This window comes from Nocardia sp. XZ_19_369 (genome assembly GCF_015355715.1).
Lineage (GTDB): Bacteria > Actinomycetota > Actinomycetes > Mycobacteriales > Mycobacteriaceae > Nocardia.
On the sequence record NZ_JACVED010000004.1, the window covers coordinates 500,890 to 522,498 of the forward strand.

Sequence of the window (21,609 nt, forward strand, 5' to 3'; positions counted from 1 at the left end):
CAGTGAGCACGCACAATCCTGGCGACGAGCGTCCGGGGAATCAGCCGGACGAGTCCGCGGCGCAGCCGTCGGGGGCGCACGAGGCGACCCCTACCGGGCCGAGTGAATCCGACCCGAATCTGGCCGGCCTCGGTGCCGCACCCGGGCAGCCGGCGCCCATCCCCGGCCAGCCAACCGACCTTCCGGAATCGCCCGCACCGCCACGGCCGGGCAGCGTGCAGCGCCAGGAGCCCGGCGTCACCCAACCGCGCCCGCCGACGGTGGCCGAGGCGCGGGCCAGGGACAAGGCGCGTAAGCGGGCCGCCGAAGCGCAGCGGACTGCCGCCGCGGCGGATGACGCGAAGAAGCGCACGCGTAAGCGGGTGATGATCGGCGGTGTCGCGATCGTCGGCGTCGCCGCGCTGGTCGGCGGCGGTTACCTCGCCTACCGCGCGATCTCCGCGCCGGACAAGGTCACCGCGTCGTGTGTGAAGGTCGAGAACGGTCAGGAGATCGTGGTCGAGGACCGCTACTGCGGCGACGGACGTCCCGGTTTCGTCGGTGGCGTCAGTCCTGGCCTGATCATCCTCGGTGGCGGGCCGCAGTATCGCTACCACTACGGCGGCACATCGACCATCGGCCAGCCGCCCACGGGTGGCACCACCGTGAAACCCAAGAGTGCCGAGATAAAGACGAAGAGCGGCACCACCATTCAGCGCGGCGGGCTCGGCAGCAAGAGCACCGGCGGAGGATCGTAGTGCGGCGGATACGCAGTACGCCCCGGCCGGATTGGCAGCAGATCACCGAGAGCCAGGGCCTCGTCTACGGTGTGCCCGGTCGCGACGCCAGCGGTCAGCCGCGGCCGTATTGGGACGAGTCGGTGCACTACGAGTTCGAGATGGACGAGATCCTCGCGCTCGAAGCCGATGTCGAGCTGCTGCATTCGATGTGCCTCAACGCCGTCGAACATGTCGTGCTCACCGAGCGGTTCAAGGATTTCGGTCTGCCCGAATGGAGTTGGGCGCCGATCACCGAATCCTGGCGGCGCAACGACCCTTACGTGTACGGGCGGTTCGACCTGCGCTATGACGCGCGTCGTCCGGCGAAACTGCTGGAGTACAACGCGGATACGCCGACCTCGCTGCTCGAGGCGGCAATCGTGCAGTGGCACTGGCTGACCGCGCTCTATCCCGGCGGCGATCAATGGAATTCGTTGCACGAGAAGCTCGTCGAGCGCTGGACCGAGCTGCGCGACACCCTGCCGACCGCTCAGCTGCACTTCAGCTGGTCCGGGGCCGACGCCACCGGCGAGGACAACGTCACCACCGCCTACATGCAGGAGACCGCGGCCGAGGCCGGGTTCGACACCATCGCGCTGCCGATCGAAGAGGTCGGATTCGACACGGAGCTGGAGCGTTTCGTCGATCTGGCCGAGGCGCCGATCGAGGCGATCTTCAAGCTCTACCCGTGGGAATGGGCCCTCGACGACGACTTCGGCAAGCGGGTCGTCGGCAGTCTGCCACAGACCATGTGGATCGAACCGCTGTGGAAGACGTTGCTCAGCAACAAGGCGATCCTCGCGATCCTGTGGGAGATGTACCCCGGGCATCCGAATCTGTTGCCCGCCTACCTCGATCAGCCCAACGAGCTCACCGAATACATCCGCAAGCCGAAGCTCGGTCGCGAGGGCGCCAACATGACCATCGTCGGCGCCGGTCTGGAAACCGCCACCGGCGGCATCTACGGCGAAGAGGGCTACGTCTACCAATTGCTGGATCCGCTACCGGAATTCGACGACATGCGCCCCGTGCTGGGTGCCTGGATGGTCGGCGACACCGCGGCGGGGCTCGGCATCCGGGAGACCGCCGGACTCATCACCGACGACGGCTCGGCCTTCGTCCCGCACCGCATCGTCACAACCACTCCGGAAGGATCATGATGACCGCAGTCGCCCTCGAATCGGGGTACTGGAGCTCGCTCGGCGAGGGCGTGGGAGCCATCATTCTCTACGCCCTCATCGGTCTGGTCCTGATGCTCGTCGGGTTCTACGCCATCGACCTGACCACCCCCGGCCACCTGCGCGGGCTCGTCATCGAGGGCAAGCCCAACGCGATCATCGTCACCGCCGCGGGCATGATCAGCATGGCCTTCATCGTCGTCCTCGCCATCCTGGCGGTCGGCAGCGGCGGCAAACTCTCCGAAGGCCTCATCGCCGCCCTCGTCTACGGCCTCGTCGGCATCATCGCCCAGGTGATCTCGGTCCGCGTCATCGAAAAAGTCCTCGGCATCGACATCGGCACCGCCCTGCACGCCGACACCTACACCACCGAAGTCCTGGTAGTAGCCGCCGCCCACTTCGCCCTCGGCCTCGTAGTAGCCTTCGCCATCCTCTGACCCCCCGCGAGCGGCACACCACGGCTGACCACCGCCGTGAGTGGCACACCACGGTGTGCGCCACTCGACGTTTGCCATCGTCATGTGCCACTCACGGGCGTGGGTGGTCAGTGTGTGCTGGGTTGGGTTGCCGGGGTTGCAAGGGTGAGAGCGGTGGCTGCTAGGGCCAGTGCTGCGCTGGTCCATAGGGCGGATGTGGTTGTGCCCGTTGTGCTGATGGCCAGGCCTGCGGTGGCTGGGCCTAGGGCGGCACCGATGTTGAGGGCGGCGGTGGCGAAGGCGCCGCTCAGGTGTGGGGCGGTTGGGGTTGCGGTGGTGACGATGCGGCCGATCACTGTGGAGCCGACGGCGAAAGAGGTGGCACCGCTGATTGTTGCCATGATCAGGAGGCCGGGGAGGTAGTTGGCGATCAGGGCGGTTGTGGTCCAGATGATCAGTAGGGCAACTGATCCCGTCGAGAGAATGATGTGGGCGGATCGGTCGGCGTAGTGGCCGGCGAGTGTAACGCCGAGGAAAGATCCGATTCCGAAGAGGGCAAGCATTATCGGCACCCATCCGGGGCCTGCTTCGCTGATGTTGGTGGTGATCACCGCGAGGTAGGTGAAGGCGGCGAAGGTCGCTGCGTTCACCACGGCGCCGAGTACCAGCATGATTCGCACGCGCGGCAGACTCAGCGTGCGCCACTCTTCCCACAGGGAACTTCCGTCGGTCGCTTCCGCTTTCCCGGTTTCCGTTCGAACCAGCGACCAAGTGCCGACCAGGGCGGGCACACTCACGACGACGACTGCCCAGAAGGCCGATCGCCAGCCGAGTGCCTGACCAAGGAAAGCGCCCGCGGGGACGCCGGCAATGCAGGCGAGTGTCACTCCGGACAGGATGATGGAGGTCGCTCGACCGACCCGGTGCGGGCCGGCGAGGGCGGGGAGCGCGGCGAGTGCGACCGCGAGGAATCCGGCGTTCGCTACCGCCGCGACCACGCGGGTGGCGAGCAGCACGCCGAAGGTGGTGGTGAGTGCGCCGACGACGTGCGCGGCGATGAACAACGACAAGCATCCGGTCAGCGCGTACCGGGCAGGCCAACGACCGGCGACCATCGCCATCAGTGGCGCGCCGACGATCATTCCGACGGCGAACAGCGACGTCAGTAACCCGGCCGAGCCGAGCGAAACTCCGACATCCGCCGCGACGGGCTCGAGCAGCCCCGACAACATGAATTCCGATGTCCCCTGCGCGAACACGGCGACACCCAAGACGAAAATGACAACAGGCATACAAAGACTCCCAGACTCTGTTCGACACCACGCCGCCCTCCGGCGCAAAGCGGCAACGGAGGGAGGCAGAGCAGAAATCGCCCCGATGGGACGACGCTCAGGGCCGAACGACCGGGTAGGCAGGTCGATTCGCGCACGGCGAGGGGACGCCACCTGGTCGTTCGACAGGTGGCTAGAGTCTGGACGCCTCGGGAGAAGTCACGCCCGGCACCATAGCAACGGCACCGTGGGTGACGGCAAGGGAATTAGTGGCCGCGGGCGATCCACTCGGCGAGGGAAGGCTTTTCGGTGCCGATGGTGGTGGTGTCGCCGTGGCCGGTGTGCACGGTGGTTTCGTCGGGGAGGGTGAGCAGGCGGTCGCGGATCGAGGCGATGATGGTGTCGAAGTCGGAGTAGGAGCGGCCGGTGGCGCCGGGGCCGCCGGAGAACAGGGTGTCGCCGGTGAAGAGGGCGGCGGCTTCGCGCAGGTGCAGGGAGACCGAGCCGGGGGAGTGGCCGGGGGTGTGCAGGATGTCGATGTCGGTGTCGCCCACGGTGATTCGGGGGGTGTCGGCCAGTGAGCGGTAGTCGACGTCGGGGTGCGTCATCCGCCAGAGCGGGTCGTCGGCGGGGTGCAGCAGGATGGGAGCGTCGAGCCGGGTGCTCAATTCCGGTGCGACGGTGACGTGGTCGTTGTGGCCGTGCGTGCACAGGATGGCGACGACGTTGCGGGTGCCGACGGCCTCGGCGATGGCGTCCGCATTGTGCGCGGCGTCGACGACGAGGACGTCGTGCTCGTCGCCGATGAGCCAGACGTTGTTGTCCACGTCCCAGGTGCCGCCGTCGAGGGAGAAGGTGCCGGAGGTGACGACGCGTTCGATGTTCGTCACAGGACCACCACCGAACGGAGCACATCGCCGGTGTGCATCGCGGCGAACGCCGCCTCTACCTGGTCGAGTGAAATACGTTCGGTGACAAAGCGTTCCAGCGGCAGGCGGCCCTGCAGGTGCAGGTCGACCAGGGTCGGGAAGTCGCGTTCGGGCAGGCAGTCGCCGTACCAGGAGGACTTCAGCGCGCCGCCGCGGGAGAACAGGTCGATCAGCGGCATGTCCAGGGTCATGTCCGGCGTGGGGACGCCGACCAGGACGACGGTGCCGGCCAGATCGCGGGCGTAGAACGCCTGCTTCCAGGTTTCCGGGCGGCCGACCGCCTCGATGACGACGTCGGCGCCGAAGCCGTCGGTGTACTCCTGGATCTTCTCGACCACGTCCTCGGTGGTCGCGTCGACGGTGTGGGTCGCGCCGAAATCGGTGGCCCAGTCCAGCTTCTGCTTGTCCCGATCGACCGCGATGATGGTCTTCGCGCCGGCCAGCCGCGCGCCGGCGATGGCGGCGTCGCCGACACCGCCGCAGCCGATCACCGCGACGGTGTCGCCGCGGGACACGTTGCCGGTGTTCATCGCGGCACCGATGCCTGCCATCACGCCGCAGCCGAGCAGGCCGGCGACCGCCGGGTCGGCGGCGGGATCGACCTTGGTGCACTGTCCTTCGTGCACCAGCGTCTTGTCGACGAAGGCGCCGATGCCGAGCGCGGGGCTCAGTTCGGTGCCGTCGGTGAGGGTCATCTTCTTGCTCGCGTTGTGGCTCGCGAAGCAGTACCAGGGACGGCCGCGCTTGCAGGCCCGACACTCGCCGCAGACGGCCCGCCAGTTCAGGACCACGTAATCGCCGACCTCGACGTGGGTGACCGCGTCGCCGACGGTTTCGACGATGCCCGCGGCCTCGTGTCCGAGCAGGAACGGGAACTCGTCGTTGATGCCGCCCTCACGGTAATGCAGGTCGGTGTGGCAGACGCCGCACGCCTGCACCCGCACCACCACGTCGTGCGGGCCGGGATCGGGGATCACCACGTCGACGATCTCGACCGGCGTGCCCTTGCTGCGGGCGATGACACCGCGCACGGTTTCCGACACCTATGCCTCCTAGGAGATTTCGTCGACGCGGAACCGGTGCGCCCGCGAGCTGAGCACCGTCCATACTGCCGCGCTCGGCAGGGCGGCACCACCGCCGGGTGGCATCGAGCGGCCGAGGGTTGACATTCCATAGTGGAGGATTCATGCTTGAAGATATTCCACTGTGGAGGGTGGAACCGTCGATAAGGAAATTCGGTATGGACATATCGCCCGGTACCCGCGCCTCGAACGCCGAACGTGAGAAGGTGGTGCGCTTGCTCACCAGGCACCTGGAGGACGGCCGGATCGACCTCGCCGAGTACGACGAGCGCGCCGCGAAGGTGTACGCGACCACGACCACGGACGATCTGCAGCTGGTGCTGTCGGATCTGCCCAAGCTGCCGAAAGAGACTGCGGCGAAGGCGGACTCGGGGTCTCGCATCCCGATCTGGCAGAAGATCGAAGGCAGCAGCTGGCTCGGTGTCAGTGTGCTCGTCCTGCTGATCTGGGGTGCTATCTCGCTGAGCGTTGGCGAGTTCACCTACCCGTGGCCGATCTGGGTGATCGGGCCGTGGGGTGCGGTTCTGGTGTTCCGCATGCTGACCGGGTTCGAGTCGGGTCGCTGCTCGCGCTACCTGCGTTGAGCACGGCCGCTTGGATCGAGGTGCTCACCTCAGTTGAGCGGGGTCACCTGAGGTGAGCATGATCGCCGGAGCTGAGCCAGCTCGCCTGCGTTGTTCGTGATCGCCCAGGCTGAGTCTGGCTGGCCGCGTTGAGCATGGTCGGCCCGCCTGGGCGCGGTCGCCTGAACTGAGCCTGGTCAGCTGACGAGGGCCGTCGGCGTGTGGCACCTGTTGCAGCGGCTAGTTCACCCTCGGTGCCGGAACCTCGGAGGTGGCGGCAGCTGTCGGAGCTGCGCGAAGAGCGATCCGGCCTACGGCCAGCGTGGCGTAGCGCTGTGCGATTGCGCGTGCCGACCGGTGCCCGCGGAATTCGGTGGCGGGCTCGACCTGCGGTGGCGGCGCGCGGGGGGCTCGTCGTACTCGGCGGGCGACTGATCCGCCCAGCGGGAGTATTCGTCGCGCTGCCGTGACGGCGGCTCGGGCTGCGCCTGCCGCTGACGGGGCATGGAGCGCTCGGGCCAGGACGGCTCGGCTTCCGGCGCGGGTCGTTGCCGGGACGGCGAAAGCGGCTCGTATCGCGGGGCTGCCGGGTAGTCGTCCGGAAGGGGCGAACTGCCTCTGCGTTGCAGCGGCAGGGGATTGTCCGGTTCCCTGCGCCGCGAATGGTGTTGGGGCTGAGCAGCTTCCCTGCGATACGGCCGCTCCGTCGCGAGCGAAGGGTTCTCCAGCTGTGCCTGGATCGCGTCGAGTCGCTCCCGCCGCGCCCGGGCGGCGGCCGGGTCCTCGTACGGCGACCGCGCGGGAGCGGAGTCGTGTTGCGGCCATTCGGTGTCCGGCTGCGCGTGCTGAGACCGTTTGGAGTTGCGCCGTTCGAGTGGGGGACGTGCGGTCTCGTCCCGGGTGGGCCAGTGCGGTGCGGGGTCGTCATACGACGCTGCGGGATTCTCGTACGCTGCGGGATTCTCGTAAGCCGGTGCGGGATTCTCGTAGGGCAATGCGGGGTTGCTGTAGGGCAGTGCGGAATTGCCGTAGGACGGCGCGGGATCCTCTTGCCACGGTCCCGCAGCCTCGTACGGAGGTGCCGCGTGCGCGAAGTCTTCACGCGGCGAATATGTCGGTGCGGCGGAATGCCACTGTGCACGTGCGGGTTCGGGTTCCTCGTAAGGTGACCGGGCAGGTTGGATATCTGCGTGCGGCGGATATGCGGCGACCCCGGAATTCCACTGTGCGCGCACTGGTTCCGCCTCCTCGTACAGCGGCCGGGCGGGCTCGACGTTTTCGCGTGGAGTAGGTGCCGAGGAACGCCACGGTGTGGGTTCCGCGCTGGACGTGGGCGCAATGTCGCCATACGGTGCGCTTGCCTCGGCCTGCCAACGCGCGTGGGCGGGCTCCGGATCCCGTTGTGGCCAGCCGGGTCCGGCGTCCTCACCCCGAGATCTCGCGGGTGCGAGAGCGTCTCGCCGGGTGCGCGCCGGTACGTCCGGCCCGACGGAGTCTTCGTCGAATACGGGCGCGGCATCGCGGTACTCGCGACTAGACGGCGGCTCGTTGCGGTGCGCCCGCGCGGAAACGGGCACGTCGCGCCGGGGCGCCGGTTGGGGGAGACCGGGCTGCAGGACCGGGAGTTCCCGGGTTTCCTGAGTGGCGCTGACACCCTTCTCGCGATAGGTAGCCGGAATATCGTGCGCGCGCAGCCAGGCACCGGGATCGTGCCTACCGTGCCGATCCAGTTGCGGGACAACCTCTTCGAGCAGTTCCAGGATATCGCCTTCGTCGTCACCGAGGGCGGCCCGGATCTCGGAAAAGGTATCGGGGTGGAAGATCCACATCCATTCGTAGGCGGGATAGGTGCCGCCCAGATCATGACCGTGGAAGATCAGGTCACCGGACCGGGCGATCTTGGCGCGCATCGACCAGCCCTCGGATTCGACCAGGAACTCCCGGTTTTCGGCGCGGTCCTTGCCCGCCACGGCACGACTCTTCGCCCCCGCCCGACCGTGCGCCCCCGCACGGCCCTTCACCCCAGCACGACCTGTCGCCCCCGCAGGATCTCTGGTCGCTACACGATCTTTGGCGCGCCCCCCGCGCATCTCCGCCCGCCCCGTACGCCTTTCGGCCCGCACCCCCTGAGGTCCGTCCTCATCCTCATCGAGATAGTCGGTCAACTTGACCTCGAACCAGGCCGCCCCCAGCCCGGCGGCCAACAGCGTGCCCGCGATGGCGACCTCAACCCACTTGTCCGCCAGCAGCGCGCTCTTGCTGTTCTCACACGCGTAGAGGAACAGCAGGCTACCGAGCAGCAGCAGCGCGATGCGGGCAAGCCGGAACGCCGTACTGGTCCCGGCTGGGGCTGGCATCCTCTGGCGCTCCAAACATTCCCGCTGGCGAATCAGACTGGATCGTATGCGGCGACGTCGCCGTGTGGCAGGGCGTGCGGCGAGTCGGTCGGTCTATTGGTGTAAAGGTTCCGCTGAGGTCGAACAAGATGCCCGCATTCGTTACCTGCGGGCGGCACGCGTGTCGTCTGCGCGCGCTATGGTCCCGCATGTGGTGGGCGCGTCGGTCGCGGCATCGGATCCGGTGCGGTAGACACTAGGGACGACGCGTCCGGCAAACTTCGGGCACATTGAAATACGGGATATCGCGGGATGACTCGATAACCTACGTGTGTCGCCGAACCGCCGCGCGGCCACGGGGGCCGTCCCGCGTCCTGCGTGCCCGGCGCTCGATGGATACCATGACTGGTCGCTCGCCTCTGTTGATCAGGCAGAACGGGCGTGCGCGATGGCCCGGCAACGGGCAGCTTGCGGAACCGACGAAAACGGAAAGGTCGTCGAACTTGCATCTCAAGAGCCTGACGTTGAAGGGCTTCAAGTCCTTCGCGTCCGCGACGACGCTGCGCTTGGAGCCGGGGATCACCTGCGTGGTCGGTCCGAACGGCTCCGGCAAGTCCAATGTGGTCGACGCGTTGACCTGGGTCATGGGCGAGCAGGGCGCGAAGGCGCTGCGCGGCGGCAAGATGCAGGACGTGATCTTCGCGGGCACCGCGGGCCGCGCGCCGCTCGGCCGCGCCGAGGTCACCCTCACCATCGACAACTCCGACGGCGCACTGCCCATCGACTACGCCGAGGTGTCCATCACGCGGCGGATGTTCCGCGACGGCGCCGGCGAATACGAGATCAACGGCAGCTCCTGCCGGCTGATGGATGTGCAGGAGCTGCTCAGCGACTCCGGCATCGGCCGCGAGATGCACGTCATCGTCGGACAGGGTCAGCTCTCGGCCATTCTGGAGTCGCGCCCGGAGGACCGGCGCGCGTTCATCGAAGAGGCCGCGGGCGTGCTCAAGCATCGCAAGCGCAAAGAGAAGGCCGTTCGTAAGCTCGAGGCCATGCAGGCCAACCTGGCCCGCCTCACCGACCTCACCACCGAACTGCGCCGCCAGCTCAAACCGCTCGGCAGGCAGGCCGAGGTGGCCCGGCGGGCGCAGACCGTGCAGGCCGACCTGCGCGATGCGCGCCTGCGCCTGGCCGCCGACGACCTGGTGACCCGGCGCGGGGAACTGGAGAGCCAGCAGAGCAAGGAAGCCTACGCGCGCGAGCAGCACATCAACGTGCAGAGCGAACTCGACGCCGCCAATGCCGCACTGGCGCAGCAGGAATTCCAGCTGTCCCGGCTGACGCCGAGTGCCGAGGCCGCCGCCCAGATCTGGTTCCAGCTGTCCGCGCTGGCCGAGCGGGTCAACGCGACCATCCGGATTGCACAGGACCGCGCCCGGCATCTCGACACCGAGACGCCGGTCGGCAGCGGCCGTGACCCGGAGCAGCTGGAGGCCGAAGCCGAGCGGGTGGAGGCCGAGGAGGCCGAGCTGCGCGAGGCGGTCGAGATCGCGACCGAGACGCTGGAGGCGGCCCGCGACGCGCTGGCCGAACGCGAGCACTCCGCCAAGGCCGCCGAGCAGGCGCACCTGGCCGCGGTGCGGGCCATCGCGGACCGGCGCGAAGGTGTCGCCCGGCTGGTCGGCAAGGTCGACACACTGCGCACTAGGGCCCAGTCCTACGACGGCGAGATCGCCCGGTTGACGACGGCGATCGCCGACGCCAGGAACCGCGGCGAGGCCGCACAGACCGAATTCGACGCGGTACAGGCCGAACTCAGCGAGCTGGACGCCGGCGAGGCCGGCCTGGACGCGCAGCACGAGCACGCGGTGCAGGCGCTCGCACTGGCCGACCAGCGGGTCACCGAACTGCGCGAACAGGACCGCGAGGCGAGCAAGCGGGTCGCGTCCTTGACGGCGCGGATCGAGGCGCTCGGCATGGGTCTGGCCCGCCGTGACGGTGCCGCCTGGCTGGTGGAGCATCGGTCGCAGGGTCTGCTCGGGCCGCTGTCCGGATTGCTGCGGGTGCACGGCGGATTCGAAGCCGCGGTCGCCGCCGCGCTCGGTCCGCTCGCGGACGCCGTCGCGGCGGACACCGGCGAGTCGGCGCACGACGCCATCCGCGCGTTGAAGGACGCCGATGGTGGGCGCGCCGCACTGGTATTCGGTGCCGATGGTGTTTCGCGTCCGCAGCTCGGCCCGCTGCCGGGTGCGGCGCGCTGGCTCACCGACGTGGTCGAGTGCCCGGACAGCGTGCGCGGCGCGATCACGGCATTGACCGCCGGTATCGCGGTCGCCGACGACCTGGCCACCGCCAGGTCGGTGGTCGCGTCCCGACCGGACGTGCGCGTGGTCACCCGCGACGGCGACCTCACCGGATCCGGTTGGCTGCTCGGCGGATCCGATCGCGCACCGAGTCAGCTGGAGATCCAGGCCGACATCGACAACGCCAAGGCTGATCTCGTCGCGGCACAGCGACGAGCCGAAGAGCTCGAGGCGGCGCTGTCTGGCGCGCTCGCCGAACAGGCCGATCGCAAGGACGCCGTCGACCAGGCGCTGCTCGCCCTGCACGAATCCGACCAGTCGCTGGTCGCCATCTACGACCGGCTCGGCAGGCTCGGCCACGCCGCCCGCACCGCGCAGGCCGACAGCGAGCGGCTGCTCGCACAACGCACGGAGACCGAGACGGCCCGGGAGGAAGCGCTCACCTCGCTCGCCGAGATCGAGGACCGGCTGCGCAATGCCGAGCTCGAACAAACCGAGATCGACTCCGATGGCGCCACCGCGGGCACCGAGTCCGCGGGCCGCGAACGCGAGGAGGCGGCGGCCGCGCTGGCCGAGGCGCGGTCGATGGAGGTGGAGGCGCGTCTTTCCGTGCGCACCGCCGAGGAACGCGCGGAATCGGTTCGCGGCAAGGCGGATTCGCTGCGCCGGGCGGCGCGCGCCGAACGCGAGACGCGGGCTCGCGCCGAACGTGCCCAGGCCTCGCGCAAGAAAGCCGCCGAGGTCGCCGCCGCGGTCGCGGAATCCGGGGCCAAGATCGCCGCGGAACTGGAAAAGGTGGTCGCCGAGGCCGGTACCCGGCGCGACGATCTGGTCCGCCGTCGTGGCGAAGCCGCCGCCCAGGTCGAGCAGGTCAAGGAGCGGGTGCGCGCGCTGTCCACCCAGCTGGCCCAGCTCACCGACGCGGTGCACCGCGATGAAGTGGCGAAAGCCCAAGCGGCGCTGCGCATCGAGCAGCTCGAGACGACCATCTCCGAGCAGTTCGGCATCGCCCTCAACGATCTGATCGCCGAGTACGGCCCCGACGTGCCGCTGCCGCCGTCGGACCTGGAGTGGCAGGAGTACGAGCAGGCCAAGGAGCGCGGCGAACAGGTCACCGCGCCCGCGCCGATGCCGTACGACCGGCCCACCCAGGAACGTCGCGCCAAACGCGCCGAGAAAGACCTTGCCACCCTCGGCAAGGTGAATCCGCTTGCGCTGGAAGAATTCGCGGCGCTCGAGGAGCGCTACAACTTCCTGGCCACCCAGCTCGAAGACGTCAAGAACGCGCGCAAGGACCTGCTCGAGGTGGTCGCCGAGGTGGACGCCCGGATTCTGCAGGTGTTCACCGAGGCGTGGGAGGACGTCGAGCGGGAGTTCGTAGGCGTGTTCTCCAAGCTGTTCCCCGGCGGTGAGGGCAGGCTGCTGCTCACCGACCCGTCCGACATGCTCACCACCGGCATCGAGGTGGAGGCCAGGCCACCCGGCAAGAAGGTCAAGCGGCTGTCGCTGCTCTCCGGTGGCGAGAAGTCGCTCACCGCGGTTGCATTGCTGGTGGCCATCTTCCGTGCCCGCCCGTCTCCGTTCTATGTGATGGACGAGGTCGAGGCCGCGCTCGACGACACCAACCTGCGCCGCCTCATCGGGCTGTTCGAGCAGCTGCGGGAGAAGAGCCAGCTGATCGTCATCACCCACCAGAAGCCGACCATGGAGATCGCCGACGCGCTCTACGGCGTCAGCATGCGTGGTGACGGCATCACCCAGGTGATCTCGCAGCGGATGCGCGGGGAGAACCTCGCGCCGGTGGGCGCTGCGTAGACCACCCCCCGACCTCTCCTGCTCGGCGGCCTGGTGTCAGCGCAGTGCGCTCACGCTGTCCAGGAGGGATTTGATCTGGGCGGCACCGGTTTCGGCGAGCCAGGTGTCGAATGTGCGCAGGCCGGGGTGGATTTCGCGGGTGGCCGCGATGTCGGCGTGCCAGCCGCCGGTGGCGCGCACGAGACGCCAGGTGTCCGCGATCATCTCGCCGAGCTCGGCCGCGGCTGATTCGTCGAGCTCCTGGTAGCGGACCGGGTGGCCGGTCGCCGCGGCGATCGCTGCGGCGGCGTCCGGTGGGGTGAGGGCATCGCCCGCGAGCTCCAGGGTTCGGCCGTGGAAGCGGTCGGGGTCGGCGAAGGCCAGCGCGGCGATGTCGGCGATGTCGGCCAGGGCAATGACTTTCAGCGGTCGGTCCGCCGGGAAGAGGTGCCGGTGGACGCCGTCGACGATGCCGTCTATCGGCATACCGCGCATGAGGTAGTTCTCCATGAAGCGGACCGGGCGCAGCAGGGTGTAGCGGGTGCCGGAGGCGGCGACGGCCTCTTCGATGCGAGTCTTGCCGTCCGCACCCCATGCGTCGTCGGAGTTGAACGAGGCGATACCGGTGAACACGATCTGCTCGACCCCGGCCCGGCGCGCCGCGTCCACCAGGGCGATGCCGCGCTGCGCCTCGCGGTCGACGTCCCAGCCCTGCGGGTCGTAGACGGCGGGCGGCACCGCGAGAAGTGCTGTGACACCGGCGAGTGCGGCGGACAGTGTGTCGGGAGCGTCGAAGTCGCCGACGGCGAGCTCCGCGCCGGCGGCGGCCAGGGACTGGGCGGCGGGGGCGTGCGGGTCGCGGACCAGCGCCCGCACCGCCGTGCCGTCGGCCAGCAGCCTGCGGGCGGTCGCGCCGCCCTGCTTGCCGGTGGCTCCGGTGACCAGGACGAGGTTGTGCTGAGGGGACATGCGTGCCTTCTCTGTCGATAGAATCGGGTCGGGCGACCCGCATTTCGGACCATACGGGCGCTGGGACCCGGTTCGCCAGGTCATGCAAGGGAAGGCCGTAACGAAATGAGTTCTCCGGTCACGGCGACATCGAGTCCCGCCGCGTCGAGTCGTGCGGCGTGGAGTCCCGCCGCGCCGAGTATTGCCGCGCTGAGGTCAGCCGTGTCGCGTCCTGCGGCATCGAGTACTCCCGCTCCGAGCCCTGCCGCGCGGGCCGACGCCAGACGTAACCGCGCGCTCGTATTGGCGGCCGCGCAGCGGGCATTTGCCGAACACGGCCCGTCGGTGTCGCTGGCCGAGGTGGCCCGGCGGGCCGGCGTCGGAGCGGGCACCGTCTATCGGCACTTTCCGACGAAATTCGATCTGCTGGAAGCGGTTATGCAGCAGCGGGTCGACCGGCTGGCGAAGCTGGCCGCCGCCTACCTCGATGCGCCGGATCCGGGCGCCGCCTTCTTCGAGTTCTGCACCGAGGTGGTGGTGTCGACACCGGGCAATGAGGCGCTCTGCGACATGGTGCAATCCGACGACGGCTGGCCGCGGGCCTTGCTGATGAGTGCGGGGGAGCGTTTCCATCGGGCGCTGGGGGCGCTACTGCTGGCCGCACAGCGGCAAGGCACGGTTCGCGGGGATATCGAGGTGCCCGAGGTGCTGGCCATTTTCACCGGCTGCGTTGCCATCCAACGGCTTCGGCGGTCCGAAGGTCGGATCGACCGCGCCGCCGCGTTGGTCCTCGACGCGATGCGCGCCACCCCGGTCGTAACGAATCGCTCGGCGGACGCTGATATGCGTAACGAATCAGCGGATAGTAACGAAACCGGCGAGCCGCATTGCCCGGTATGCGACGCGCAGGTTCGGCACACCGGAACCGGCCGCCGCCCCCGCTACTGCTCGGCGGCGTGCCGCCAAAAAGCGCACCGCCAACGCGCCGCCGCCCGCCGGCCATGATCGACGGGACATAGCGGCGGGCCGAGCGGCTTGTCACCGACGCTATGTCCCGTTGATCGTGAAGGGATACCGGGGCTGTGATTTGAATCGCTTTGTCTGGGGACGGGACCGGATGGCACATAAGTGACACGTGCCATCAGCGGTCGTGGCCCGGATGGGCGGGCTTACAAGAGGTCGCTGACGTCGTTGGGGACGTCTACTGCGTACTTACGCAGGATGTCCATCGAGATCACTTCCAGGGCGTTTTCGTGCGTGGCGGCCAGCACTACGGGTGCGGCGACACCGTCCTCATGCGCGTGTAGCCACCGCACGGCCACCACGCACCACCGGTCTCCTGGCTGCAAGCCCGGAAAGTTGTTCTCCGGGCGCGGCGTACTCAGATCGTTGCCGATAGAGGCCTGGTGCTCCAGGAATTCGGCCGTGACGACGGTGCACACGGTGTGGCTACCGAGATCCTCCGGCCCGGTGCTGCAGCAGCCGTCCCGGTAGAAGCCGGTGAGAGGATCGGTGCCGCACTCTTCCAGCGGCCCCCCAAGCACGTTTCGATCGGTCACGTCGCCGATCCTATTGCCACCTCGCGAGAAGTTCCGCAGGACAAGAAATCTCGGGGGTTGTGTCTCTGCGCCGGGGCGGCGTGGTAAAGCGGGTCGGTCCGTTCTGCAAGGATGGGCGCGTGAGTGCCGAAGCCTGGATCCTGATCGCCGTGGCCGCTGCCCTGCTGCTCGTGGTGCTTGTCGTCGGTTTTGTCCGATACAAGCGCTCGCGGGTGTCACTGACGCCGCCAGCCGCCGACAAAGAGCTGACCGACAAGTCGGGTGGCTATGCGGCGCCCGGTGGATTCAGTTTCAGTCAGGGTGGCACCGCGACCAAGCCCGAGCCGTTGCCGGTCGAGCGGACCGACACCGACGGCCAGCCGCACATCGGTGACGACGCGGCCATCCCGCGGGACGCGCCGAAGCGGGGGATCACCAATGTTCCGCTGCCGGAGGCCGACATTGTCGAGGCGCCGGAAACCGAGTCGGCCGCCGATGCCGCAGCGGACACGGAAACCGCGCCGCAGGGGACAGCCGGTTCGGTGGACGCCGGCACGGTCGAACCCGAAACCGCACCGGCCGAGCCGAGTGCTGCGTCCGCAGGTTCGAGCCCTGCGGCTGCCGAATCTGACACCGCGTCTACAGCGGCCGAAGCCGAGGCCGAAACCGCCGCCGCTGAATCCGGCACCGTGCCTGTCGAATCCGGCACGGCGCCTGCTGAGCCGGGCGCCGCCCCCGCCGCACCCGACACCGCCGCCGGTGCCGAATCCCCCATCCCGCTCGAAGACATCGACCCCACCGCAGGCCGCCTCGTCCGCCTGCGCGGCCGCCTGTCCCGCTCCCAGAACGCGGTCGGCAAGAGCCTGCTCGGCCTGCTCGGCGGCGGCGACCTCGACGACGAGTCGTGGGAAGAGGTCGAGGACACCCTGGTGCTCGCCGACCTCGGCACCGCGAGCACGGCCGCCGTGGTGGCCCGGCTGCGCGCCGAGATGGCCTCCCGCAGTGTCCGCACCCCCGAGGCGGCCCGCGCGGTGCTGCGCGACGTGTTGATCGAGGCGCTGCGCCCCGAACTCGACCGCTCGATCCGTGCCCTGCCGCACGCCGACCACCCGTCGATCCTGCTCGTCGTCGGCGTGAACGGCACCGGAAAGACCACCACCACCGGCAAACTCGCGCGTGTGCTCGTCGCCGACGGCCGTCGCGTGCTGCTCGGCGCGGCCGACACCTTCCGCGCCGCCGCCGCCGACCAACTGCAGACCTGGGGTGAGCGCGTCGGCGCCGACACCATCCGCGGCAAGGAATCCGCCGACCCGGCCGCCGTCGCCTTCGACGCGGTCACCGCGGGCATCGAGCGCGGCGTCGATGCCGTCCTCATCGATACCGCAGGCCGCCTGCACACCAAGACCGGCCTGATGGACGAGCTGGGCAAGGTCAAGCGCGTCGTAGAGAAGAAGGCCGCCGTCGACGAGGTGCTGCTCGTGCTCGACGCGACCGTCGGCCAGAACGGCCTGATGCAGGCCCGCGTCTTCGCCGAGGTGGTCGACATCACCGGCGTGGTGCTCACCAAGCTCGACGGCACCGCCAAGGGCGGCATCGTCTTCCAGGTCCAGCACGAGCTCGGTGTCCCGGTGAAACTGGTCGGCCTGGGCGAGGGCGCCGACGACTTGGCCCCCTTCGAACCCGGCGCGTTCGTGGACGCACTGCTCGGCTGAGTCACGCTGTCAGCGCCCGGTAGGGGAGCCCGCTCTCTCCACTACCGGGCGCCGTCGCGATCCTGCGTGAGAGTTCCGCCGTAATCCACCCTCGGCGCAGCGAATCGTCGGATGACCCGCACCCGCGACGAAATACTTCTCCGCGCCCGTGGTGTTTGCGGCGAAACGCATCGAAAACGGAATGTTTGCTAGCTCTACTCGCCAGTAGCCGCAAATCCCTTTTGTCCGGAGTCGCCTTCCGACCGGCGCGAAAACTTGCCCGGTAAACCACGAAACGTGGAAGCAACACAACTGGCCCATCCGTTCACGCAGGCGAAACACGCCAGCTCTGTGGATGAAACACCAAGTGAGGACCCTTCTGTGCAGGTCCATTTGCCGGAGTCGGCAGGGCCCGAGATGAGGAGGACTTCAAGGTGGCATTTCCCCTTACCGGTGCACCGGACACCGGTGACACCGCATGGATGCTGGCGAGCTCAGCGCTCGTATTGTTGATGACGCCCGGTCTGGCATTCTTCTACGGCGGCATGGTCCGTTCGAAGAACGTGCTGAACATGATCATGATGAGCGTCAGCGCCATGGGCCTCGTCGGCGTGCTCTGGTCGCTGTACGGATACTCGATGGCATTCGGTGACAACAAGTTCGGCGTTATCGGCGATCCCGCGCAGTTCTTCGGACTGAAGGGACTCATCGGTGGTAACGCGGTAGCGGAGGTCAAGGACGCCAGTGGCACCGTCACCACGGCGGCCACCGACATCCCGCTGCTCGGCACGATTCCGATGACGGTGTTCGTCGCGTTCCAGCTGATGTTCGCCATCATCACGGTTGCCCTCATCTCGGGCGCGGTCGCCGACCGCCTGAAGTTCGGTTCCTGGCTGCTGTTCGCCGGCATCTGGGTCACCGTCGTCTACTTCCCGGTCGCGCACTGGGTGTTCGACTTCGACGCCAAGGACGCCGATGGCAACGTCATCCACGAGGGCGGCTGGATCGCCAACAAGCTGATGGCGGTCGACTTCGCCGGTGGTACCGCGGTGCACATCAACGCCGGTGCCGCCGCGCTCGCCCTGGTGCTGGTGCTCGGCAAGCGCAAGGGCTGGCCGACCACCCCGTTCCGCCCGCACAACCTGCCGTTCGTCATGCTCGGCGCAGGTCTGCTGTGGTTCGGCTGGTTCGGCTTCAACGCCGGCTCCGCGCTCACCTCGGGCGGCCTGGCCGGCTCCACCTTCGTCATCACCGCCATCGCGACGGCGGCGGGCCTGCTGGCCTGGATCCTGGTGGAGAAGTTCCGCGACGGTAAGCCGACCTCGCTCGGCGCGGCCTCGGGCATCGTGGCCGGTCTGGTCGCGATCACCCCGGCCTGCTCCTCGGTGAACGTGCTCGGCGCGCTCGCCATCGGTGGCGTCGCCGGCGCGCTGTGTGCCCTCGCGGTGGGCCTGAAGTACAAGTTCGGCTTCGACGACTCGCTCGACGTGGTCGGCGTGCACCTGGTCGGCGGCATCGTCGGCACCTTGATGATCGGCCTGGTCGCCGCGCCCGAGACCGGTGCGGCCAAGACCGGCCTGTTCTACGGCGGCGGCATCGACCAGCTGTGGCGTCAGGCGGTGGGCGCCGGTGTGGTGCTTGCCTTCTCCTTCATCGCCAGCCTGATCATTGCCTATATCGTGAAGTTCACCATTGGGCTGCGCGCGAGCGACGAAGCCGAGTCGGTGGGCTTGGACGAGTCCGAGCACGCGGAAACCGCCTACGATTTCGCCGCTGTGGGCAACACGGCACGTTCGGCCGTCAAGGAGGCATGACGAACATGAAACTGATCACCGCAATCGTCAAACCGTTCACACTCGAGGACGTCAAGACCGGGCTCGAGCAGGCGGGCGTGCTCGGCATGACTGTCAGCGAAGTCCAGGGTTACGGCCGCCAGAAGGGCCATACCGAGGTCTACCGCGGTGCGGAGTACTCCGTGGATTTCGTGCCCAAGGTGCGGGTCGAGGTGGTCGTCGACGACGCGTCTGTGGAGAAGGTCGTCGAGGTGATCGTGGAGGCCTCGCGCACCGGCAAGATCGGTGACGGCAAGGTCTGGGTGACGCCGGTCGACACGATCATCCGAGTGCGGACCGGCGAACGCGGTACCGACGCTCTGTAGGACAGATATCGATCGAGCGGCGGCCCCGCCTCCCACCGGCGTACCGGTCGGGGCGGGGCCGCAGCGCATGGATGGGCGGTGGGTTGTGGGTAGTGACGAGCACGGCGGTGACCGAACGGTGGCCGGGGACGGCAACGGCGGCAAGGTATCCAATGGAGCGGCCGATCTGGTCCGCGCTCGAACCCAACTGCTCGACGGCGGCATGCCACGCAATCCGCGCCTCGATGCCGAGTCCCTGCGGCAAGCCCTGGTCGACCTCTACGAACTGTGGCTGACCAGTAAAGGCACCGAACTCGGCATCACCAGGGACAGCGGCCTCGCCGTCGTCGCGGTGGGCGGGCTCGGCCGCCGGGAGATGCTGCCGTACTCCGATCTGGACCTGGTGCTGCTGCACGACGACGTGGACCCGGCCAGGGTCGCCGAGGTCGCCGATCAGCTCTGGTATCCGCTGTGGGACGCCCACATCAAGCTCGATCACAGCGTGCGGACCGTCCCGCAGGCGCTGCGGGTGGCGTCCGACGATCTCATCGCCGCGCTCGGCATGCTGGAGGCCAGGCACATCGTCGGCGACCAGGATCTGAGCGATCTGCTGATCGGCGGGGTGCGCCGGGAATGGCGGACCGGCATCCGCACCCGCTTCGACGATCTGATCGCCCAGGCCGAGGCGCGCTGGCAGCGCAGCGGCGAGATCGCGCACCGCGCCGAACCCGACCTGAAGAACGGGCGCGGCGGCCTGCGCGACATCCAGCTGCTCGATGCCCTCGCCATCGCCCAATTGACCGATGCCATGCCGGGACTCGGCCCCGAGGTGCCCGGTGGTGGTCTGCGCCAAGCACATCGGCGTTTGCTGGATGTTCGCACCGAGCTGCACCGAGTGGCCGGTCGAGCCCGCGACCAGCTGCGCGCCCAGGATGCCGACGAGATCGGCGCGGCGCTGCGCATCGGCGACCGATTCGATCTGGCGCGCACGCTCAGCGACTCCGCGCGCACGGTGAGCTACTCGGTGGACGTCGGATTGCGTACTGCGGCAAACGCTTTGCCGCGCCGCGGTCTGGCCCGGCTGCGCCGCATGCCGGTGCGCCGACCACTCGATGAGGGGGTGGTCGAGCACGCGGGCGAGGTGGTGCTGGCCAGGGACGCGCGGCCGCAGCGCGACCCCGGGCTCATCCTGCGGGTGGCGTCCGCCTCGGCGCAGACCGGGCTGCCGATGTCGGCGACCACGCTGAACCGGCTCTCCGAAGACGCCCCCGAACTGCGCGAGCCGTGGCCCAAGGACGCCCTCAACGACCTGCTGGTGCTGCTCGGCGCGGGCCGCGGCGCCATCGACGCGATCGAGGCGCTCGACCGAACGGGCTTGTGGGGCAGGCTGCTTCCGGAATGGGGTGCCGTCCGCGACCTGCCGCCACGCGACGCGCTGCACACCTGGACCGTCGACCGTCATCTGATGGAGACGGTGTCCTACGCCAGCGCGATGAGCACCCGCGTCGCCCGGCCGGACCTGCTCGCCCTCGGCGCGCTGCTGCACGACATCGGCAAGGGCCGCGCGGGCGACCACAGCGTCGTCGGCGCGGAACTGGCCACCCACATCGGCCGCCGGCTCGGCCTCTGGCCGTCGGATGTGCGCACGCTGAGCGCCATGGTGCGCCATCACCTGCTGCTCCCGGACACCGCGACCCGCCGCGACCTGGCCGACCCGGCCACCGTCCAGCGCGTGGTCGACCTGCTCGACGGCGACCCGGAACTGCTGGAACTGCTGCACACCCTCGCCGAGGCGGATTCGCTGGCCACCGGCCCCGGTGTCTGGGGCGACTGGAAGGCCTCGCTCATCGGCGACCTCGTGCGCCGCTGCCGCCTGGTGATGGCAGGCGGCGAGCTACCCGAGCCCGAACCGATCGCGCCGGAACTGGTCGCCAAGGCCGCGTCGGGCGGCGTGCACGTCGAATTGAAGCCGGGGGAGGGCAAGTACATCTACACGGTCACGGTGATCGCGCCGGACGCCGCGGGCCTGCTTTCCGACGCCGCCGGGGTGCTCGCGCTGCACTCGCTGCGGGTGCTCTCAGCCTCGCTCGGCGTCGAAGGTGCTTCCGCCATCGACACCTTCGTGGTGTCGCCGAAGTTCGGTGACCCGCCGGATGCCGGACTGTTGCGCCAGGAACTCATTCGCGCCATCGCCGGTGACCTGGACGTCGCGGCGGTGCTGACGAAGCGCGAGCGCGAGGCCGGTGGCATCGGACCCGGCCAGTACGCCCAGGCACAACCGAGGGTGCTCTGGTCCGGCACCTCAGTGCCCGGTCAGGTGCTGCTCGAGCTGCGCGCCGAGGACCGGATCGGCGTATTGAGCAGGCTCGCCGCCGCATTGGAGGCCTGCGGAGCCGATGTGCGCTGGGCAAAGGTGGTGACGATGGGCTCGGCGGTCGTCGACACCTTCTGCGTCGACCTCGGCAGCGAGGACACCCCGGATCGCCGTGCGGCCATCGAGAAGGCGATGCTCGCGGTCGTGCCGCGGCCCGCGCCGAAGAAGCCGGAGAACGGAATGCCGGGTCCGGAGATCATCGGTTCCTGACCGGTACCTGCGGTAACCAATCTGTTGCACGTGATTTGCTGGAACCCATATCTCGAGGCCCCCTCACGTTCTAGTATCAGA

Annotated in this window: 16 protein-coding genes; 10 read left to right on the forward strand and 6 right to left on the reverse strand. The window is 68.7% G+C overall.

Annotation, left to right across the window (positions count from 1 at the left end; genetic code table 11):
* Nucleotides 1-2 precede the first annotated feature (2 nt).
* Genes IBX18_RS17620 through IBX18_RS17630 form a run of 3 tightly spaced genes read left to right on the forward strand, consistent with a single transcriptional unit; the run spans nt 3 to nt 2,373 of the window.
* Complete coding sequence (locus IBX18_RS17620) at nt 3-737, forward strand: hypothetical protein (protein WP_194834701.1); 735 nt, start codon at nt 3-5, stop codon at nt 735-737.
* Complete coding sequence (locus IBX18_RS17625; protein ID WP_194834702.1) at nt 737-1,918, forward strand: glutathionylspermidine synthase family protein; 1,182 nt, start codon at nt 737-739, stop codon at nt 1,916-1,918. Before IBX18_RS17620 ends, IBX18_RS17625 begins: the two co-directional genes overlap by 1 nt.
* On the forward strand, nt 1,918-2,373 hold the full coding sequence (locus IBX18_RS17630; protein WP_194834938.1) for a DUF350 domain-containing protein: 456 nt from the start codon (nt 1,918-1,920) through the stop codon (nt 2,371-2,373). Before IBX18_RS17625 ends, IBX18_RS17630 begins: the two co-directional genes overlap by 1 nt.
* 107 nt (nt 2,374-2,480) lie before the next feature.
* Here IBX18_RS17630 and IBX18_RS17635 read toward each other — a convergent pair whose 3' ends face one another.
* The 3 genes from IBX18_RS17635 to IBX18_RS17645 all read right to left on the reverse strand — a co-directional run bounded on the left by IBX18_RS17635 (nt 2,481) and on the right by IBX18_RS17645 (nt 5,595).
* On the reverse strand, nt 2,481-3,644 hold the full coding sequence (locus tag IBX18_RS17635; RefSeq protein ID WP_194834703.1) for a Cmx/CmrA family chloramphenicol efflux MFS transporter: 1,164 nt from the start codon (nt 3,642-3,644) through the stop codon (nt 2,481-2,483).
* Between the two features lie 245 nt (nt 3,645-3,889).
* Nucleotides 3,890-4,513: an MBL fold metallo-hydrolase gene (locus IBX18_RS17640; RefSeq protein ID WP_194834704.1), complete on the reverse strand. Its 624-nt coding sequence runs from the start codon at nt 4,511-4,513 to the stop codon at nt 3,890-3,892.
* The gene (locus tag IBX18_RS17645; RefSeq protein WP_194834705.1) at nt 4,510-5,595 is read right to left on the reverse strand and encodes an S-(hydroxymethyl)mycothiol dehydrogenase; all 1,086 of its coding nucleotides are present in this window, start codon (nt 5,593-5,595) and stop codon (nt 4,510-4,512) included. Before IBX18_RS17645 ends, IBX18_RS17640 begins: the two co-directional genes overlap by 4 nt.
* Nucleotides 5,596-5,792: 197 nt before the next feature.
* On the opposite strand from IBX18_RS17645, the gene IBX18_RS17650 reads away from it, so the two are divergent.
* Complete coding sequence (locus IBX18_RS17650; protein WP_135232492.1) at nt 5,793-6,218, forward strand: DUF1707 domain-containing protein; 426 nt, start codon at nt 5,793-5,795, stop codon at nt 6,216-6,218.
* Nucleotides 6,219-6,508: 290 nt separating this feature from the next.
* On the opposite strand, the gene IBX18_RS17655 is transcribed toward IBX18_RS17650, so the two are convergent.
* Nucleotides 6,509-8,554, reverse strand: coding sequence for a hypothetical protein (locus tag IBX18_RS17655; RefSeq protein WP_194834706.1), 2,046 nt, complete (start codon nt 8,552-8,554; stop codon nt 6,509-6,511).
* 482 nt (nt 8,555-9,036) lie between these two features.
* Between IBX18_RS17655 and smc the strand changes: the two genes are divergently transcribed.
* Nucleotides 9,037-12,651, forward strand: a complete 3,615-nt coding sequence (gene smc / locus IBX18_RS17660) for a chromosome segregation protein SMC (protein ID WP_194834707.1) — start codon at nt 9,037-9,039, stop codon at nt 12,649-12,651.
* A gap of 36 nt (nt 12,652-12,687) precedes the next feature.
* On the opposite strand, the gene IBX18_RS17665 is transcribed toward smc, so the two are convergent.
* The gene (locus IBX18_RS17665; protein WP_194834708.1) at nt 12,688-13,599 is read right to left on the reverse strand and encodes an NmrA family NAD(P)-binding protein; all 912 of its coding nucleotides are present in this window, start codon (nt 13,597-13,599) and stop codon (nt 12,688-12,690) included.
* A 105-nt stretch (nt 13,600-13,704) separates the two neighbouring features.
* On the opposite strand from IBX18_RS17665, the gene IBX18_RS17670 reads away from it, so the two are divergent.
* Nucleotides 13,705-14,583 (forward strand): TetR/AcrR family transcriptional regulator, encoded by an 879-nt coding sequence (locus IBX18_RS17670; protein WP_194834709.1) that lies wholly within the window; start codon nt 13,705-13,707, stop codon nt 14,581-14,583.
* A gap of 164 nt (nt 14,584-14,747) precedes the next feature.
* Here IBX18_RS17670 and IBX18_RS17675 read toward each other — a convergent pair whose 3' ends face one another.
* On the reverse strand, nt 14,748-15,137 hold the full coding sequence (locus IBX18_RS17675) for a DUF2237 family protein (protein WP_040737431.1): 390 nt from the start codon (nt 15,135-15,137) through the stop codon (nt 14,748-14,750).
* A gap of 119 nt (nt 15,138-15,256) precedes the next feature.
* Here IBX18_RS17675 and ftsY point away from each other — a divergent pair, with 119 nt between their 5' ends.
* The 4 genes from ftsY to IBX18_RS17695 all read left to right on the forward strand — a co-directional run bounded on the left by ftsY (nt 15,257) and on the right by IBX18_RS17695 (nt 21,528).
* Nucleotides 15,257-16,828, forward strand: coding sequence for a signal recognition particle-docking protein FtsY (gene ftsY, locus IBX18_RS17680; protein WP_194834710.1), 1,572 nt, complete (start codon nt 15,257-15,259; stop codon nt 16,826-16,828).
* Nucleotides 16,829-17,241: 413 nt separating this feature from the next.
* A complete protein-coding gene (locus tag IBX18_RS17685; protein ID WP_306796300.1) occupies nt 17,242-18,621 on the forward strand; it encodes an ammonium transporter in 1,380 nt (459 codons plus the stop codon).
* A 5-nt stretch (nt 18,622-18,626) separates the two neighbouring features.
* Entirely contained in the window at nt 18,627-18,965 is a 339-nt protein-coding gene (locus IBX18_RS17690) for a P-II family nitrogen regulator (protein WP_107660780.1), read from the forward strand.
* Between the two features lie 85 nt (nt 18,966-19,050).
* Entirely contained in the window at nt 19,051-21,528 is a 2,478-nt protein-coding gene (locus IBX18_RS17695; RefSeq protein ID WP_373889199.1) for a [protein-PII] uridylyltransferase, read from the forward strand.
* Nucleotides 21,529-21,609 lie beyond the last annotated feature (81 nt).

Excerpts from the sequence above, each read along its gene's own strand:
- IBX18_RS17635 (WP_194834703.1), bottom strand. The coding sequence starts at position 3,644 with ATGCCTGTTGTCATTTTCGTCTTGGGTGTCGCCGTGTTCGCGCAGGGG.
- IBX18_RS17630 (WP_194834938.1), top strand. The coding sequence starts at position 1,918 with ATGACCGCAGTCGCCCTCGAATCGGGGTACTGGAGCTCGCTCGGCGAG.
- IBX18_RS17665 (WP_194834708.1), bottom strand. The coding sequence starts at position 13,599 with ATGTCCCCTCAGCACAACCTCGTCCTGGTCACCGGAGCCACCGGCAAG.
- IBX18_RS17650 (WP_135232492.1), top strand. The coding sequence starts at position 5,793 with ATGGACATATCGCCCGGTACCCGCGCCTCGAACGCCGAACGTGAGAAG.
- IBX18_RS17690 (WP_107660780.1), top strand. The coding sequence starts at position 18,627 with ATGAAACTGATCACCGCAATCGTCAAACCGTTCACACTCGAGGACGTC.
- IBX18_RS17655 (WP_194834706.1), bottom strand. The coding sequence starts at position 8,554 with ATGCCAGCCCCAGCCGGGACCAGTACGGCGTTCCGGCTTGCCCGCATC.
- IBX18_RS17670 (WP_194834709.1), top strand. The coding sequence starts at position 13,705 with ATGAGTTCTCCGGTCACGGCGACATCGAGTCCCGCCGCGTCGAGTCGT.